At 37.7% G+C, this 16,374-nt stretch carries 15 protein-coding genes and 1 riboswitch; of the genes, 13 read left to right on the top strand and 2 right to left on the bottom strand.

Annotation, left to right across the window (positions count from 1 at the left end; translation table 11 throughout):
* The first annotated feature begins 1 nt into the window (after position 1).
* The 12 genes from QYG89_RS05935 to QYG89_RS05990 all read left to right on the top strand — a co-directional run bounded on the left by QYG89_RS05935 (position 2) and on the right by QYG89_RS05990 (position 13,588).
* Positions 2-1,522 carry a pyridoxal phosphate-dependent decarboxylase family protein gene (locus QYG89_RS05935; protein WP_404315527.1) on the top strand — a complete coding sequence of 507 codons (1,521 nt, stop codon included), beginning with the start codon at positions 2-4 and terminating at the stop codon, positions 1,520-1,522.
* Complete coding sequence (locus QYG89_RS05940) at positions 1,500-3,251, top strand: IucA/IucC family protein (protein WP_404315529.1); 1,752 nt, start codon at positions 1,500-1,502, stop codon at positions 3,249-3,251. Before QYG89_RS05935 ends, QYG89_RS05940 begins: the two co-directional genes overlap by 23 nt.
* The gene (locus QYG89_RS05945; RefSeq protein ID WP_404315531.1) at positions 3,248-3,847 is read left to right on the top strand and encodes a GNAT family N-acetyltransferase; all 600 of its coding nucleotides are present in this window, start codon (positions 3,248-3,250) and stop codon (positions 3,845-3,847) included. Before QYG89_RS05940 ends, QYG89_RS05945 begins: the two co-directional genes overlap by 4 nt.
* Complete coding sequence (locus QYG89_RS05950; RefSeq protein ID WP_404315533.1) at positions 3,826-5,115, top strand: lysine N(6)-hydroxylase/L-ornithine N(5)-oxygenase family protein; 1,290 nt, start codon at positions 3,826-3,828, stop codon at positions 5,113-5,115. Before QYG89_RS05945 ends, QYG89_RS05950 begins: the two co-directional genes overlap by 22 nt.
* Positions 5,116-5,121: 6 nt before the next feature.
* A complete protein-coding gene (locus QYG89_RS05955; protein ID WP_404315666.1) occupies positions 5,122-6,285 on the top strand; it encodes an MFS transporter in 1,164 nt (387 codons plus the stop codon).
* On the top strand, positions 6,282-8,084 hold the full coding sequence (locus QYG89_RS05960) for an IucA/IucC family protein (protein ID WP_404315535.1): 1,803 nt from the start codon (positions 6,282-6,284) through the stop codon (positions 8,082-8,084). Before QYG89_RS05955 ends, QYG89_RS05960 begins: the two co-directional genes overlap by 4 nt.
* 720 nt (positions 8,085-8,804) lie before the next feature.
* Positions 8,805-8,999 (top strand): hypothetical protein, encoded by a 195-nt coding sequence (locus QYG89_RS05965; protein ID WP_404315676.1) that lies wholly within the window; start codon positions 8,805-8,807, stop codon positions 8,997-8,999.
* Positions 8,912-9,166, top strand: coding sequence for a BBE domain-containing protein (locus QYG89_RS05970; protein WP_404315537.1), 255 nt, complete (start codon positions 8,912-8,914; stop codon positions 9,164-9,166). Before QYG89_RS05965 ends, QYG89_RS05970 begins: the two co-directional genes overlap by 88 nt.
* 301 nt (positions 9,167-9,467) lie before the next feature.
* Positions 9,468-9,552: riboswitch (cyclic di-GMP riboswitch) on the top strand.
* An 18-nt stretch (positions 9,553-9,570) separates the two neighbouring features.
* Positions 9,571-9,750, top strand: coding sequence for a hypothetical protein (locus QYG89_RS05975; RefSeq protein ID WP_404315539.1), 180 nt, complete (start codon positions 9,571-9,573; stop codon positions 9,748-9,750).
* A gap of 1 nt (position 9,751) precedes the next feature.
* Positions 9,752-12,241, top strand: a complete 2,490-nt coding sequence (locus QYG89_RS05980; RefSeq protein ID WP_404315541.1) for a sensor domain-containing protein — start codon at positions 9,752-9,754, stop codon at positions 12,239-12,241.
* A 91-nt stretch (positions 12,242-12,332) separates the two neighbouring features.
* Positions 12,333-12,539 (top strand): transcription initiation factor TFIIIB, encoded by a 207-nt coding sequence (locus QYG89_RS05985; protein WP_404315668.1) that lies wholly within the window; start codon positions 12,333-12,335, stop codon positions 12,537-12,539.
* A 788-nt stretch (positions 12,540-13,327) separates the two neighbouring features.
* Positions 13,328-13,588, top strand: coding sequence for a hypothetical protein (locus tag QYG89_RS05990; RefSeq protein WP_404315543.1), 261 nt, complete (start codon positions 13,328-13,330; stop codon positions 13,586-13,588).
* A 254-nt stretch (positions 13,589-13,842) separates the two neighbouring features.
* Here the strand turns inward: QYG89_RS05990 and QYG89_RS05995 are convergent, their stop codons facing one another.
* Both QYG89_RS05995 and QYG89_RS06000 read right to left on the bottom strand, forming a co-directional pair.
* Positions 13,843-14,292, bottom strand: a complete 450-nt coding sequence (locus QYG89_RS05995) for an SgcJ/EcaC family oxidoreductase (protein WP_404315545.1) — start codon at positions 14,290-14,292, stop codon at positions 13,843-13,845.
* A 57-nt stretch (positions 14,293-14,349) separates the two neighbouring features.
* Positions 14,350-15,042, bottom strand: coding sequence for a hypothetical protein (locus QYG89_RS06000; protein WP_404315547.1), 693 nt, complete (start codon positions 15,040-15,042; stop codon positions 14,350-14,352).
* 227 nt (positions 15,043-15,269) lie between these two features.
* Between QYG89_RS06000 and QYG89_RS06005 the strand changes: the two genes are divergently transcribed.
* The gene (locus QYG89_RS06005; RefSeq protein WP_404315549.1) at positions 15,270-16,328 is read left to right on the top strand and encodes a hypothetical protein; all 1,059 of its coding nucleotides are present in this window, start codon (positions 15,270-15,272) and stop codon (positions 16,326-16,328) included.
* The last annotated feature ends 46 nt before the right edge of the window (positions 16,329-16,374 follow it).

Genomic DNA, 16,374 nt, shown 5'->3' on the forward strand with positions numbered 1-16,374 from the left:
CGTGAATACATTCAATCAATGGTTTTTATCCTCATCTTCAAATAGTATTGAGAATTATTATCAATATATGTCAGAAGCAGCAGAGATAATTGGTGATCACTATCAAGGCCTTGAAAGACCATATGAACATATTGATACGGCGGATATTCAAAATAAAATTGAGGATTTTATGATAATTGGAAATGAAGGAAAATCATTAGATCATATTTTGGGATCTATACAGCGTTTGGTAATGGAGCATTCGCTGCATATTTCACATCCTGGTGCGATGGCTCATTTGCATTGTCCGCCTATCATTCCAGCGCTTGCTGCTGAAGTCATCATTTCAGCCTTAAATCAATCGATGGACTCGTGGGATCAAAGCCCAGCAGCTACTTATATAGAAGATGGTGTGATTCAGGAAATGATTAAAAAGATCAATTATCCCGAGTCAGCTTCAGGGGTGTTTACAAGCGGCGGAACGCAATCCAACTATATGGCTTTGCTGTTAGCACGGAATGAATATTGCGCCAAGCATTTTTCTATAAATGTAAGTAAACGAGGGCTGCCGGCAGAAGCGCAGAAACTACGGATTTTTTGCTCGGAAAAAGCTCATTTTACCGTCCAGCAATCAGCCGCTCAGTTAGGTTTAGGGATGGAATCCGTTGTCAGTATAAAAACAAACGACCGTTATGAAATGTGCATAGATACATTGTATGAAGAGATAGAAAAAGTAAAAAAACAAGGGAATCTCCCATTGGCGGTTGTCGCCACGATTGGAACAACGGATTTTGGAAGTATTGACTCTCTTAGTGAAATAAGTCAATTAACCGAAAGGGAGAATATATGGCTCCATGCAGACGCTGCATATGGGGGAGCCTTATTATTCTCACACAAGTATAGTCATCTGGCAGCTCATTTAAATAAAGCAGACTCTATTACAATAGATTTTCATAAATGGTTTTATCAGCCGGCTAGCTGCGGTGCATTTTTTGTGAGAAACGCTTCTATGTTCCAACACATCAAGCTGCATGCCGATTATTTAAATCCGGAAGAAGATTCACGGTTTCATTTAGTCGATCGTAGTATTCAAACGACAAAACGATTTGATGCCCTTAAAGTGTGGTTGACGTTTCAAGCGGTCGGTCAACAAGAGTTTGGTGACATGATTGATCATACGATCCAAACAGCTAAACAGACAGCTGATTATTTACTGAAAAGAACAGACATTGACGTGTTGAATATTCCTGAAATGAATGCCATCGTCTTTCGTTATCAACCGAACATTTATTACACGGACAGTCAAAAGCAACGATTCTATGAAAATAAGATCAATCATTCCATTCAACAGCAGCTCTATGAAACAGGCCGATTGATTATGGCGAAAACAAAAGATCAAGGAAAATCCTATTTGAAATTAACCATGTTAAATCCATTGATTACCTTTGATGAAACGGTTAAACGGTTAGTTGAAGTGATTCATCTCGGGAAAGATCTAGAGAAAAAGGGGGCACACTTACGTGAACACTCAGTTACCAGCTAATTTTATTACAATGCAAAATCTAATCAATTGTTATATTCGGGAAACAGGACAAGGGATATGGCAATCGGCAAACGGATTAACTAGCGAAGAATTGTTGGTCATTGAATTACAGAAACAGCCAGTCACGCTTTATTTCCCCGTCAAATATCGTTCTGTAACAGGGAGGCACTTATTTAAGCGGGAGTTACGTTATCAAGTCGATCATCATGAAATACAAGAGCTTGATATGATTACGCTTCTTTCAATGTTATTGAAAGAAGTAACGGATGATCTTTCACGAGTAAATGAGCTAATTGTACGTGTTCTTTTAAGTTATGAAAATATGAATCTATTTATTGAAAAAAGGCAACACGAATTAGAAGAATGTTACAAGTGGAATAAGACATTTTTACAATCAGAGCAATCATTGTTAATTGGTCACCAGCTTCATCCAACGCCAAAGAGCCATCAAGGTATTTTACCTGAAGAAGAATCCATATTTGCACCTGAATTAAAAGGAAAGTTTCAGCTTCATTATTTTAGAGCACATCGTTCAATCGTTAAAGAGCAATCGGCGTATAGTCAGTCAGCAACGAATATCATAAAGAAGCAATTAACACAAGATAAAATGATCAAAGAAGAATTTGTCTCGGAATATTGTCAGCATGATGAGTATACACTCATACCGATGCATCCACTGCAAGCGCGATTTTTACTAGGGAAAGAGGAAGTTGCTCATTGGATGAGAAGAGGAAAGCTTGCCTACTTAGGTCCGCAAGGTGTCCCATTTTATCCAACATCCTCTGTACGTACCGTCTATAGTCCGGATGCTGACGTGATGTATAAATTCTCGATTCCAGTAAAAATTACAAACTCTCTGCGTGTAAATAAAGTAAAGGAATTGCATCGCGGTGTGGAAGTAACGAGATTGCTGCAGGCAGGTTTGGAAAGAGAGTTACATGTCCATTATCCCGATTTTCAATTTATTAAAGATCCGGCTTATGTCATGTTAGGTGATGAAGAGCTTGGATTTGAAGTCATGATTCGCGACAATCCGTTTAGAAAAAAAGGAGATAATGCAACCCTTCTAGCAGGCCTGTGTCAAGACCATGTATTCGATGAATCATCACAGCTGGCAAACATCATTAAAAAAATTGCCGGAAGTGAAAATCTGACGGCTGAACAAGCGAGTGAAATTTGGTTTAAGCGTTATATCGATATTACCTTAAAACCAATGATGTGGTTATATACCCAGAAAGGAATTGCATTAGAGGCCCATCAACAAAATTCAATTATTCAACTGGATCAAGATGGATATCCAGCAACATTTTATTACCGAGACAATCAAGGCTACTATTTTATGAAATCAAAAGAATTGGAATTGCGTGAATGGCTGCCAACATTGAATGAAGAGAGCGATACCGTATGTGATGATGCAGTGGCTGAAGAGCGTTTTCGTTATTACTTGTTTTTTAATCATATATTTGGGCTGATCAATGCGTTTGGAGTGGGTGGACTGATCGATGAACGGGATCTGCTGTTGATTTTACGAGAAGAACTTACATCGTATCTTTCACAAGATCATACTCAGCTTGTGGTATCGCTGCTTGAAACTAAAGAACTTCCCTGCAAAGCCAATTTCTTAACACGTGTTCATGATATGGATGAATTAGTTGGGGCCATGGAAACCCAATCGGTGTATGTAAAAATAGATAATCCATTGTATCAATTGGCGGGTGTAAAACAATGAAACCGGCGTTACAAACCGACTATCCATTTACAATGAGAGACTCTCAAGTGAAACAAGATATTACATTTCGTCCTGTCTCTTTACAAGAGGATTTTGACCATTTATATAAATGGATGCATGAACCGCATGTGATTCCTTATTGGAATTTAAATATTGATAAAGATGCTTATATGAATCATTTGCAAACATTTTTAAATGATTCTCATCAACAATTACTCATAGGGGAAATAGACGGAGTGCCGATGAGCTATTGGGAATCCTATACGGTCGAAGGCGATGTGATAGGCGAATATTATTCGTACGATCCAAACGATCAGGGGATTCACTTGTTAATCGGAGAACCAGGCTACTTAGGAAAGGGATATATTTATCCATTGCTATTAAGCCTGCTAAAGAGAAAGTTTGAAATCGCTGAAACGAAAAGAGTTGTAGCAGAACCGGATATTCGTAATGAAAAAATGATAGCCGTATTTAGGAAATGCGGTTTTCAGCCTATAAAAAAAGTAAATTTACCCGATAAGACGGGATTGCTGCTTAGTTGTGAACGAAAAGTGTTTGAAAGAAGGTGGAGTGAATGGAACAACGGGACATTTTAGACGTTATTGGCGTGGGGATTGGTCCATTTAATTTAGGGTTAGCAGCCCTGCTTGAAAAAACGGAATGTACATATAAGTGCTTTGAACAAAAGCCAACATTTGATTGGCATCCCGGTATGCTTCTTGAAGGAACCACTTTACAAGTTCCGTTTATGGCTGACCTTGTAACGATGGTGGACCCGGCAAGTCCATATAGCTTTTTAAATTATTTGCATGAGCATGAACGGCTGTATCAATTTTACTTTTTTGAAAGGTTTCACATTCCCCGCCATGAATACAATCATTATTGTCAGTGGGTCGCAAATAGTTTAAAAGGTTTGCAGTTTAGCAGTGAAGTGAAAACAATCACGCTTCATACAGAAGGAGACACGTATTATGAAGTAACGGTTCAACAAGGGGAGGCTGATAAAACGTATTATAGCCGCCATGTAGTAATGGGTGTCGGGACGCAGCCGATAATTCCAAAAGATTTTCAGCGGATGTATAGTGATCAATTGTATCATTCTGCTCATTATAAGATGAAGCGTGAGCAGACGCTGCAGGCAAGAAGTATTACAGTGGTCGGCTCGGGCCAAAGTGCAGCTGAAATTGTGTACGATTTATTACAGCAGCAAAGTGAGCGGAAATATGAGCTGAGTTGGTATACACGTTCCAAAGGATTTTATCCGATGGAGTATTCAAAACTTGGTTTAGAGCATTTTTCTCCGGACTATACGCATTACTTTTATCATTTAGAACAGGAAAAGAAGGAGCAGGCGTTAAAAAATCAAGCGCTGCTTTATAAAGGAATTAGCTTCAAAACCATTAGTGATATTTATGATCTGTTGTATGAACGGACCATTGGCGGACAGAAAACTCCAATCAAAATTCAAGCATTAACCGAATTAACGAATATCGAACGAAAAGAAGATAGTCACGTATTAACATTGTATCAATATGAACAAGGGATATATGAAAAAGCAGTAAGTGATATGGTGATTATGGCAACCGGCTATCAAAACACAATCCCTTCCTTTTTAGAAGGAATGAAACCATATTTGCAATTGGCGGATCATGGACAGCTGGAAATTGATGAACAATATAAAGTCAAAACAAGTGTTGAAGGAGCTTCATTGTTTATTCAAAATGGTGAGATTCATACACACGGAGTAGGAGCGCCTGATTTAGGACTTGGTGCATATAGAAATGCAGCCATTATTAATCAAATTGCTGGAAAAGAAGTGTATACACTGTATAAACGAAATGTCTTTCAGCAGTTTGGATTTTAATGAGTGATGACTCGAGCTCAATTTGTCTTTGCATGTTTGTTTTTAACGGTCACGTCTGAAGTGTTATTATCTCCATTTTATCCGAAGTATTTTTCGGAGGCATTTGGTGTAAAAGGAGTAGAGATGACTTCTTTGTTCATCATTTGCTGCCGATTTGTTGTCATCATTATGACACCGGTTTGGGGAATCGTATTAAAGAAATGGTCCATGCAGCAAGTTGTGGGATGTTCACTTTTTATGACAGCTGTTTTCAAGGCCCTTCTGAGTGAAAGTACAACATTCACAAGTTTTTTCATCCTATCGATTTTATTGCTAGTATTTCAAAGCAGCTTCTATCTGTTATATCCCTATTTAGTAGGAAGGATAGAACAACAAGAAGAGAAAATGAAAAAAACAACCGTTTATGTGGTGGTTGTACATACGGCTATTATTGTTTCGAGTGTATTAGGAAGTGTCGTCATTACATGGGACATTCCGCTTAAAGTATATCTCGTATTTGCTTGTATGGATCTTTGTATGCTGCTGGTGTTACTAGTGACAAAACTATTAACATCACCTTTGGCAGAGAAGGATGGGCGAACACATCTCAAAGTTAAGGCACAGCTCATTTTCTTCTATATGGCGGCTATCTTTTTCTTTCATCTTGGCCATCATGTCATTCGTCCTTATTTCACTTTGTTTGTCGATGATCGGTACGAGGTGAGCAATCAAATGAATGCTTTACTCTATGTGATGCCAAGTATTATGGCTATTGTATTGAAGTGTTGTGTGCCAATTCGTATATTCAAAGATCGAGATATTCTGCTGTTTTATATAGTGACGGCACTTAGTGCGTTTTCATTAGTGATACAAGCATCGGTTGAGAACTTATGGATATTTATGATCAGTCGAATGTTGTATGGAGCCTGTTTTTATCTCAGTATGGTTGTACTAGACATTTATTTATTTCGACAGTGTCAGGAAGCGGCAGCTTACTATTATAGTTGGTTCATTGCTGTACAAAATGTGGCGCTGCTCTTTGCTCCTTTGTTGGCATTAACTGTGAGTAAAGCAGGTTTTTATACACCTTTGCTATGCGGTGCATTGTTATTAGTGGCAGCGGTCATTGCCATCACCATCCGCAACAGACCATTAGTACTTTATAAAGAAGTAAAGGAGAATGAAGGATGAAGATTGTCCAAACAGATCTTTCGAAGTTTACGAAACAATCGTGGGAAAAAGTCAATCAACAGCTGCTTGCAAAAATGCTGCAAGAGTTTATGTATGAACATATTATTGAACCAACAGAAATACAAAAACAATCAGAGGTAACATTGTATCAATGGAAAGATAAAAAAGGAGTAACATATACGTATCAGGCAAAAGAAAGGTTCTTTGACAGCTATTCTGTTCTTGCTGATACGATAAAAGTAACGTCTAAAGGCGAAGAAATAGGACTTTCTCAAGCTCTGCAATTGTTAATTGGATTGTCAGAAGAAGAAGGAATGACAAGCTCCACGGCAGGACATTTAGCGAAAGAGTATTTTCATACATTAGTTGCTGACTTGTATTTGCAGAATCGAACATCAGCAGAGGAACTTTCTACTATGGATTATGCCGAGTTGGAAGGCGAAATGACGGGACATCCGTGGATTACATATAACAAGGGGAGAATTGGTTTTGGCTTTGATGACTATGTGAGATTTGCTCCAGAGCAGAAAAATCATATTCAGCTCTCATGGATTGCTGTTGCCAAACAAGTGTGTTCTTTTCATTCAATAGCTGAACTGTCATTTGAAAAAATGATGAAGCAAGAATTAAGTGAAGCGATACTGGAATCATTTACTGATATATTGAAGGAACGCCGACTGGCATCTAGTGATTACTATTATATACCTGTTCATGAATGGCAGTGGGTGAATATCATTGTTCCCCTTTTTGCGGAGTATATCGCCAATGATTGGATCGTTCCGCTTGGGGAAGGTGAAGACAGCTATTTGCCCCAACAGTCTATTCGAACATTTGTGAATACGACTCATCGGGAAAAGTTTCATGTGAAGCTTCCGATGAGTATATTAAATACACTTGTTTACCGGGGACTGCCGAGTGAGCGTACGGTTATAGCGCCTCAAGTAACGGAATATATTAAAGGTATTCGCGATCGGGATGCATTTTTAAGGGATACGTGCAAGATAGGGTTACTAGGTGAAGTAGCCACAGTAAATGTTCATCATCCAACGTTTACAAATATTCGAAATGCCCCTTATCAATACTTAGAAATGCTTGGAGTTGTGTGGAGAGAAAGTGTCTATGAAGAGTTAGAAGAAGGAGAACAGGCGGTTACATTAGCTGCTTTATTACATCTAGATTATTCAGGGAAGGCGCTTGTTTCAATGTATATTCAAAAATCCGGTTTAACACCGAAACAATGGGTTGATTCATTAATGAAGGCCATATTGCCGCCACTATTGCATTATTTATACCAATACGGAACGGTATTTTCCCCCCATGGTCAAAACACTGTGCTTGTGTTAAAGGATTTTACACCTGTCCGGATTATTATGAAAGACTTTGTTGATGATGTGAATATAACTGATCAACCGTTTGAAGAGTTACAAACATTATCCGAAGAGCTTAAGAGTGTATTAAGAAGTGAAGCGCCAGAAGGATTAACGCAGTTTATTTTATGTGGTTTATTTATTTGTCATTTCCGCTACTTAGCGACGATTTTAGAAGAACATGAAGGGGTAACTGAACACGGATTTTGGAGCAGTGTTCGTAATGAAATTTTACGTTACCAATCACAGAATCCACAGTTAGGCGATCGGTTTGCATTATTTGATTTATTTTGTCCTACAGTCACCAAAATAACATTGAACCGAAATAGAATGTTTGATTATGGGTATGCGGATGACGGAGATCGTCCTCACGCAAGCGAATATGGGAAGGTGAGGAATGCGTTATACGAGGTTAGTGTGTTAGTGAAATAAACGTAAGTTTGATAATGTTTAACTATGGAGTGTATAAAAAAACATAATACACTAAGTACGATGACAGGAGCATCGTTGAATGTATCGGACGGTATGCCAGCGTAAGCTGCAATGACGAAGTTTTTATTCTTCGTCATTGCGGTTTTTTATGTGAAATAGCTACATATCTATGTGTTTTGGATTGAGTGCAAATAACAAGTTGATGATTCGAAGAAAAAATCTGAAAATTTAATCGTTTTTAAAGGGTTTGAATTTGCCTTGCATGCTGTAGGTCCAGAACTGTTAGCTTTGGATGTTATGTACGCTTTTAGGGATGCAAAAGAAATTTTAAAAAAGCGCAGCGATTTTTAGCTCAAGCCCCTGATGAAGCGATATCCATGAATATAACAGCTGCCGCCTGCGCCATTTTCCCCCTGATTTTTGCATCATAAAAAGGTCATTATGCTTTTAGGGATATACGCAGGTGATGCGAAAGAAGGAGAAACGATCATTCAGCCGCTGCGCGAATTAGCCGAACCAATTGTTGATCAAACAGGAGTCGTGCCATTTGTAGAATTTTAAAAGAAGCTAGACCCAATGATGCCGAACCACGTCCCTGTGTATGCAACTTCTCTTTACTTTGATAGATGAAATGATGAAGTCATTGATCAGCTTCTCTATAAAATAGACAATGCTCCAGCCTCAAGTATACTTGTGCAGCTATGGGCACTTGGCGGACAGATGAATCGGGTGCCTATTCAGGCCAATCCATTTGCCATTCGGGATGCAAAATTTGTCCTATTGGTAGATGCTATAGCGCTGGCAGGAGACGATGGTGTATGTAAACAATGGATCGACTCTTTATACGGAGGACTGCTTCCATTGTCCCGCAAACATGCCTATACCTTAATGGAATTGGTGCAAGCGAAAGTGTAACCACTAATGCGTTTCAACAAAATTATGATCGGCTAGTAGAAGTAAAGAAAGCTTATGATCCGAATAATAGATTCCGTCATAATTATAATATTAGCCCGGAAGGATTTCCGTTAAAAAGTAATAGTGCGTCTTTTCTTGAATCGCAAATAGGAGCTGATTGGTCATAAATCGTTAATCAGCTAAATGCTGTTGCAGCCCTTATTCCATGAAATGAAATTATAACAAGCCTGGTGCCAAACGAGTGCCAGGCTGATTTTAGGGATTATGAACATTAAGCAAGGAGTTTTCAAGTACTAATATTTAACATAGTTTGGATCATGTGGAAAGGTGATAAATGTATGGTAACATTATATATAGCCTTCACTTACTATGTAAGTTTAATGTTCCATCTTTCATTTATGAGAGGCATATTCAAGAAGTTTTTTTGTATTTGAAAAGAAACAATGCAGAGTTATCTCTAATTTTGAACCTCGAAAATGGCAAAATCGTTGAAAAGCGATGGCGCAAAGCCACAGGCCTAAGGGGAAAATACTATGGCGGCTGGGTTATCGAAAGGAGCACTTATGTAGAAATGAAAAAAATCACTTTAAGAATGAAGAAAATTTTTATTTCTTTGTATCCTCAAGATGGGAAGTACGCAACAACGTTAATAAAAAAGGCTGATGAATTTATGTATAAAACCAAGCATCACAGAAAAAATGGTTATCAGTTTGCGGAAGTATCTGCCGATCTAGCGGAAAGGGGGATATAATGTGGACTCAAATAACAAAACGATGAAGCTTCGATCAAATCATACAGAACCAGATGATTTAAACTTATTTTATCGTGCCATATTTGAACACAACCCGGATACCGTCTTTTTTCTAGATACGGAGGGTGTTATCGAAAAACCGAACGAAGGATTCTCTGACATTCTTGGTTATACAAAGGAAGAAATAGTATCAAATTCAATAGAACACTTTTTAGAAGAAAGTGAAGTCCCGTTATATAAAGATTGCTTCCATAAAGTTCTTTCCGGGAGAGTGCAGCAACTTGATACCATTTTTATTCATAAAAACAAAGGACTGCTTCAAATAAACCTAACACTTATACCGGCAAAATTTCAGGGGAAAGTCATTGGTGTCGGAGGAATAGCGAAGGATATTACGGAAGAAAAAGAAACGGCAAATGAATTGATAGATACAGAGTTAAAGTTCAAAAGTTTAATAGAAGAGGCTTTTGTTGGAGTTTATATTCTTCAAAATGGAAAATTAATATACGGTAATCCCCGTTTACACAGCTTGTTAGGAGCTGAAGATTCAACAAGTCCAATCACTTTTCTGGACTATGTTCATCCCGATGATCATGCTGGAATGATAGCTGTGGCAAATCAATTAATTGTGGGTAATACAGGGTTAGATCATACCTTTAGAATAATTAATAAGGACGGCTCTATCATTGATGTAGAAGCGCATTCGAAGAGAATCTATTCTCATAATAAATCCACCATCGTTGGAACCCTTCAAGATGTGACGGAACGGAAAAAAGCAGAGGAATTAAACAAATATTTAGCTTATCATGATCCGTTAACAGAATTGCCAAACAGAAGGTTCTTTCAAGAAAAATTAGAAGAAAACTTAATTATAAGTAACACGCTGCAACAGAAATTGGCTGTCATGTATTTAGATTTAGATCGATTTAAATATATAAATGATACACTCGGTCATTCTATTGGAGATAAGTTATTACAACAAATCTCAAAAAGATTAAATATTTGCCTGGGTGAAAAAAATATACTGGCTCGATTAGGCGGGGATGAATTTTCTGTTATCTTACCTAATATTACGAGAGAGGATCAAATAAATAGGCATGCTCTAACGATTATAGAATCGTTAGAGGATCCATTTTTTATTGAAGGATATAAACTTTTTATTACAACAAGTATTGGAATAAGTATTTATCCAAATGACGGCCAGGATGCTCAGACTTTAATGAAAAATGCAGATTCTGCTCTTTATAAATCGAAGGAGAGTGGCAAAAACACCTATTATATCTATTCTTCTTCTATGAATATTGGAACATACAAAACCTTTAGTCTAGAATTGGGACTTCGAAACGCAATTGAGATGAATCAATTAGAATTTTATTATCAGCCAAAGGTATGTGCACAAACCTTTCAGATCACAGGTGCTGAAGCATTAATTCGCTGGAATCATCCGGAATGGGGATTGGTATCACCTGGAGAGTTCATTCCACTGGCAGAAGAAACGGGTTTAATTACGGAATTAGGAAAGTGGGTTAAATACACTGCGTGTGCTCAAAACAAAGCATGGCAGCGCGCGGGATTACCAGCCATTCCTATATCTATTAATATCTCAGCCAGGCGATTTATGGAAAAGAATTTAGTAAAGAATATTATACAAACTCTAGAAGAAACCCAACTTGATCCAAAATATTTAGAAATTGAAATAACGGAAACATCTGTGTTAGAAAATGAGAAGGTCGTTTTGTCTACCTTAGATGAACTTAAAAGTATTGGTGTTAGAATCTCTTTAGATGATTTTGGAACCGGCTATTCCTCTCTTTCCTACCTCAAACGATTTAAAGGAAGGATTCATACATTAAAAATTGACCGCTCCTTTATTAAAGACTTAAATAAAGAAGATCCAGATAACTCTAATTTTATAACGAAAACGATTATTGAATTAGCCCAACACCTTAAGATGGAAGTTGTGGCAGAAGGCGTTGAGACTGAGGAACAACTCCAAATACTAAAGAATTACAATTGTGAGACGATTCAAGGTTACTATTTCTCAAAACCTGTCCCGGCTGATGAATTCGTTCAATTATTACAGAAAGGGAAATTTGAGATTCTGCAAAAAAGTCACGGTGAAGGTATTAACACGTTAGATGGAAGACGTAGGTATGCTGGAATGAACCTTGACTTTCCTTTAGTAGCCTCTATGACACTCGTTCAAATCGGCGGCCGAAGAGTGGAGCTGGGGAAGACTAATGTATTGATTGAGAATATTGGTTTAGAGGGGATGCGGTTTTTATCGGATATGCGATTAACCGTTCATCCCAATATTATATTGGAATTTGAAACGAAATTATTTCATCAAACAATTAAAATGTATGGCTCGGTCTCCTGGATGAACGAAGTACAGGCGGACATTTTCCAATACGGGCTAGAGTTCCTAGTGGCAGAAAAGGAACGCTCAGAGCTATCAAGATTATTAAATCAGCTTTCTGCTATTGAATGATTTTGCATTACAAGACAAAGTTCATTCTGTTGAAGGTGGTACAGAGTAAATGAAGCAGATAGATGTGACTTTTTTAAAAAGGGGTCTTTCAATGAACCAATATGCGAAAGTAACAGAATGTCCAAAATGTGGTGGGAAAGAGTTAGGAAAGGGCAAGCAGAGTGGATATGGGATGATGTACCCAGCCAATAAGATGAGCTTCGGTTCGGATGTTGAATACATTATTTGCACAGAATGTGGCTTTATAATTGAGAGTTATGTAAAAAAGCCAGAAAAATTTAAGGGGACACTTTTTTAAGAATGTGAAGGTAAAATAAGATCTGTAGATTTGATCAGGACAGGAGAAAAAATAATAAATTCGAAATCGGTCTAGTTTAATAAGAGCAGCCGCGTCCAGCTTCTCCGTTCACACTCCGTTAAGAACTCAGAAGTCGGACGCTCTATTCGAGGGAGTATTTTGCAAGAATAAGAGAAGGAAGTAATCAATCAATAGCTTTGATTTTCATATTAACGTTGTGGTTGATGAACATGTAGATGAAATTGATGGAGCAGCAAAAATTTAAGGATAAAACAGCAGTATAGTATATCAATGCATTCGAAGGATTTTACGATCATCCAACTTGCCGAATTACTTTTATCCGAGATAGAAATTCCATTAAAGTAAAAAAAGCTGCGTATTCCTACTCGCACGTTATGGCAGCAGCATTTAATGGGACATATTCAAAGTAAAAGTAAGTATGATGAAAAATAAACTATCTTTTTCTTGGTTACACTTTCGTAACTGGATTTTACATTGTAAAGCAAGCAATGGTTCTATCGAACCGTTGCTTGCTTTATTTTATAGGAGTACATACCCGAGGGGTGTTCAGCAAAAAGGCCGCAATTCCCTTTTCGATGCCCATCCAGCATGGACTCCAAGGTCATCTGTTAAGATTTACATCTTTACATAGAAAGAACGAAACCTTTCTTGAAAAGAAGAAAATGTGGTTTTATGTCCTTCTAATTTTGTCTGTTTTGACATATTACAAAGATAAAGTGATGTATCAAAGTAACAAGTTCGAGAATTTATTAAAGGGGGGAGATTTAATGGAAGAACGCAAAAATAAATTTGCAGAGGTTCTCACTGGATTTGGCTGGTTTTTAATAGTCCTCGCTTTGTTTGTTGCACCATACCTAGGAACGGTAACGGCAGGAAGCAATTCAATCTTTAACTGGGGAACAGCTTTTGTCACTTGGGGATTTGCAATCATCTTTTCGCTATTACTATTTGGATTGGCTGAAGTAATCGAGCAATTAACTAGAGTCAATGAAAAAATGGAAAAAAACAGAGAAGTTGATGGTTTGTAAAATCAGGAGTTTGTATTCACCGTATGTGGAAGTTCACACTAACAAACCGCGCCTGGCTTCGGCGCTGGAGTGGGGAAGCATCATCTGATATAAAGACCGCTTTGATCCAACCAAGGGACGGGTAGTATTTATTGAGAAGACCGCTCAAAAAATCTCTACCCTTTTCCCTTGATTGGATCAATTTTTTTGGGTGTGGGTGGCTGCCAAACCGAGCAGACCCAAAACGAAGGGGGGATGGCACAATCAAGGAAAAGCTACTTGATTAATTGCCTTAACTCTTCAGTCATTTGTTCAACTAACTTGGGTCTTCCATGAAACTGAGCCGGGGTGTTTTGAAAGAGTTCAATCTGCCAGTGATTGTTTTTCTTAACTGCAACCATCGTTTGATGAGCATTTACTGCGGGTTCAATATCTGCTTTTCCATGTGGAATCATGCCAGCAATGGCGTGTAAAATTGCGGCATCAGTTCCCAAACGACGTATATCCCTCACCTTCGTTATAAAAGGAGGTGTAGGATGATTTTCAAATATGGGGGTGAGATGTGATAAAATGTCTTCCTGTCCAATTGTTTTGCTTCCATCGAACCCAATTTGTACTCCTTGCTCTGTGAATTGTTCGGCCATTCCTTGGGCATCCCGGTTATTCCATGCATTGATCAGTCTTTGATAAAGATCACGGACTTCATCGTAAAAAGAATCATTCACATTCTTTCCTCCTTTTAAAGTCTTCCAAATATATTATATCTCGAGGGAAAGGCGATTTTAATAATAATATGAATCAGTCCACTCATACTCTTTTCCGTTATCAGCACACCATTTGACAAACTCTTCTTTATCTTGGCTTTTGAAATCAATCCAATCCTTCAATAGGTTTTGGTAGTAATCAACAGTTTCAATTACGTTCTTTTTACTATGAACGTCCTTCACGTCTATGCAAAGCTCTTCTGTTTTTAAAAGTATATTTTTATCTTCTTCTACATCACCGAGGTATAAGTCTTCCGAAATATGATGAAAAGAATACCACAGAGAATAGAAGTACATATCAATCATCTTTAGTAAAACCCGTTGTTCCCCTTTGCCTCCAATTTCGAGTGCCTTTTCTAAGTATTTCATACGATTCTCGGTATTAAAGAATAAACCATACCATCTAAAAGGCAGCGGGTCTTTTGATTCTTCACTCATCCATTCTTTAAGAAACGGTTTTAATAAATTTTCTTCTAGAGGGTGCACAAGTATATGATGTACATTTTCTGATTTCTCGAACACCTTAAAAAGCCAACTAACAAAATCTTTCTTTTGATTTTGATCCCAATGTTTTGCCTCTTCGATAAATGAATGTAACGAATTAAATGCTTTTTTACGCAGGCCTTTTTCTTTATAGAGACAGAACTCTTTAAATGACGGGTATTTTTCCAAGTATTCATTTTCAATTAAATTGGTTAATAGGTCTTTCATTTGTCCATCCTCACAGTAAAATACTTATTTCTAAATTATAGGTTATAATGGTTTCTTCTTACAGTGAACTGTCCCAACTCATTCTTTTTGTTTAACAGTTGATTGTCGTTTAATATAGTTTCGCCTCTACAGAAAAATAAGTCATTTATGGTAATATTGTAGATGACTTCCACAAAATTGATGACATCTCTCATACATAATTAAAACATGATAAAGGATTGATAGAATTGTTATTTGACATTGAAAAAGATAATAATACTTTTAAAATAGGTCAAAAATATAGTGTTAAACCAGCTTCCCAAGTAGGGATTAAAGAAAAGGATATTGAAGATTTAATCGCTGATCATCCAGAGGTATTATTTCCAAACGAGGAGGTTCTGATCATCGGACAGTCTATTGCTTATAAAAACATGGCCGATGTCCTCGCATTAGATGCAAAAGGAAATTTAATCGTTGTGGAAATAAAAAGAGAATGGTCTAATAGAACAACAGTAGGCCAGTTATTAGATTATGCCTCTGAGTTGACAGAGGTTAGATATGATCAGCTGAATGAGATCGCTAATAAGTATACAAAATGGAGAGCGGGAAATCTTTATGACGCCTTCAAGGAGTTTAGCGAGCGGGAGGATATGAATATAAGTGAGATTGGGAAAAGACAGCGTGTTATCATCGTAGCTCCCCAATCTGATGAAGGACTAAAAAAAGTAGTCAAATGGTTAAGGTCGTACGGTGTGCCGATTGAATTTGTGCCATTTGAATTATTCGTTGATGAAAATGGACATCCAAAGCTATTCAAAATGCATGGAGTAACAGACACGCCAGAATCAGTCGAAGCTGAAGGAGCATGGGCTGGGCACTGGATCTTTAATACGAATGAGAGTTACGGCAAGGGAGCCTACAAAAGGATGTTTGAAAAAAATGTTGCCGCCATTTACGGGTATGATAATGGTTCAAGGAACTTAGAGGGCAGCTCTACGGGGGATAGTATCCTGGCATATGTAAATAAAAAGGGGATCTGTGCTGTTGGAAAAGTAATCAATGGAGAGGTGAAGGAAGGACAAGGCATATTTATCAACGCCGACGGAGAACAGCAGCCCGATGAATATCATTTACAAGTTGAATGGGAAGTCATTGTTCCTGAAAATCAAGGGATAACTTCAAGCGAGGCAGCTCGATTAGGATATAACCTTCCTGTACGTACGGTATTTGGAAAATTACATAAAGGCGTATTAGCCGAAAAAATTGTTCAAGAACTAAAAACACGGGCAGGTAAATGGAAGGCGTGAGTCTTGTTAAGTTCATATAAGTAATATTGTGATTGGACTTGCATCT

The organism is Bacillus lumedeiriae, assembly GCF_044891285.1.
In the GTDB taxonomy this organism is placed as follows: Bacteria; Bacillota; Bacilli; order Bacillales; family Domibacillaceae; genus Pseudobacillus; species Pseudobacillus lumedeiriae.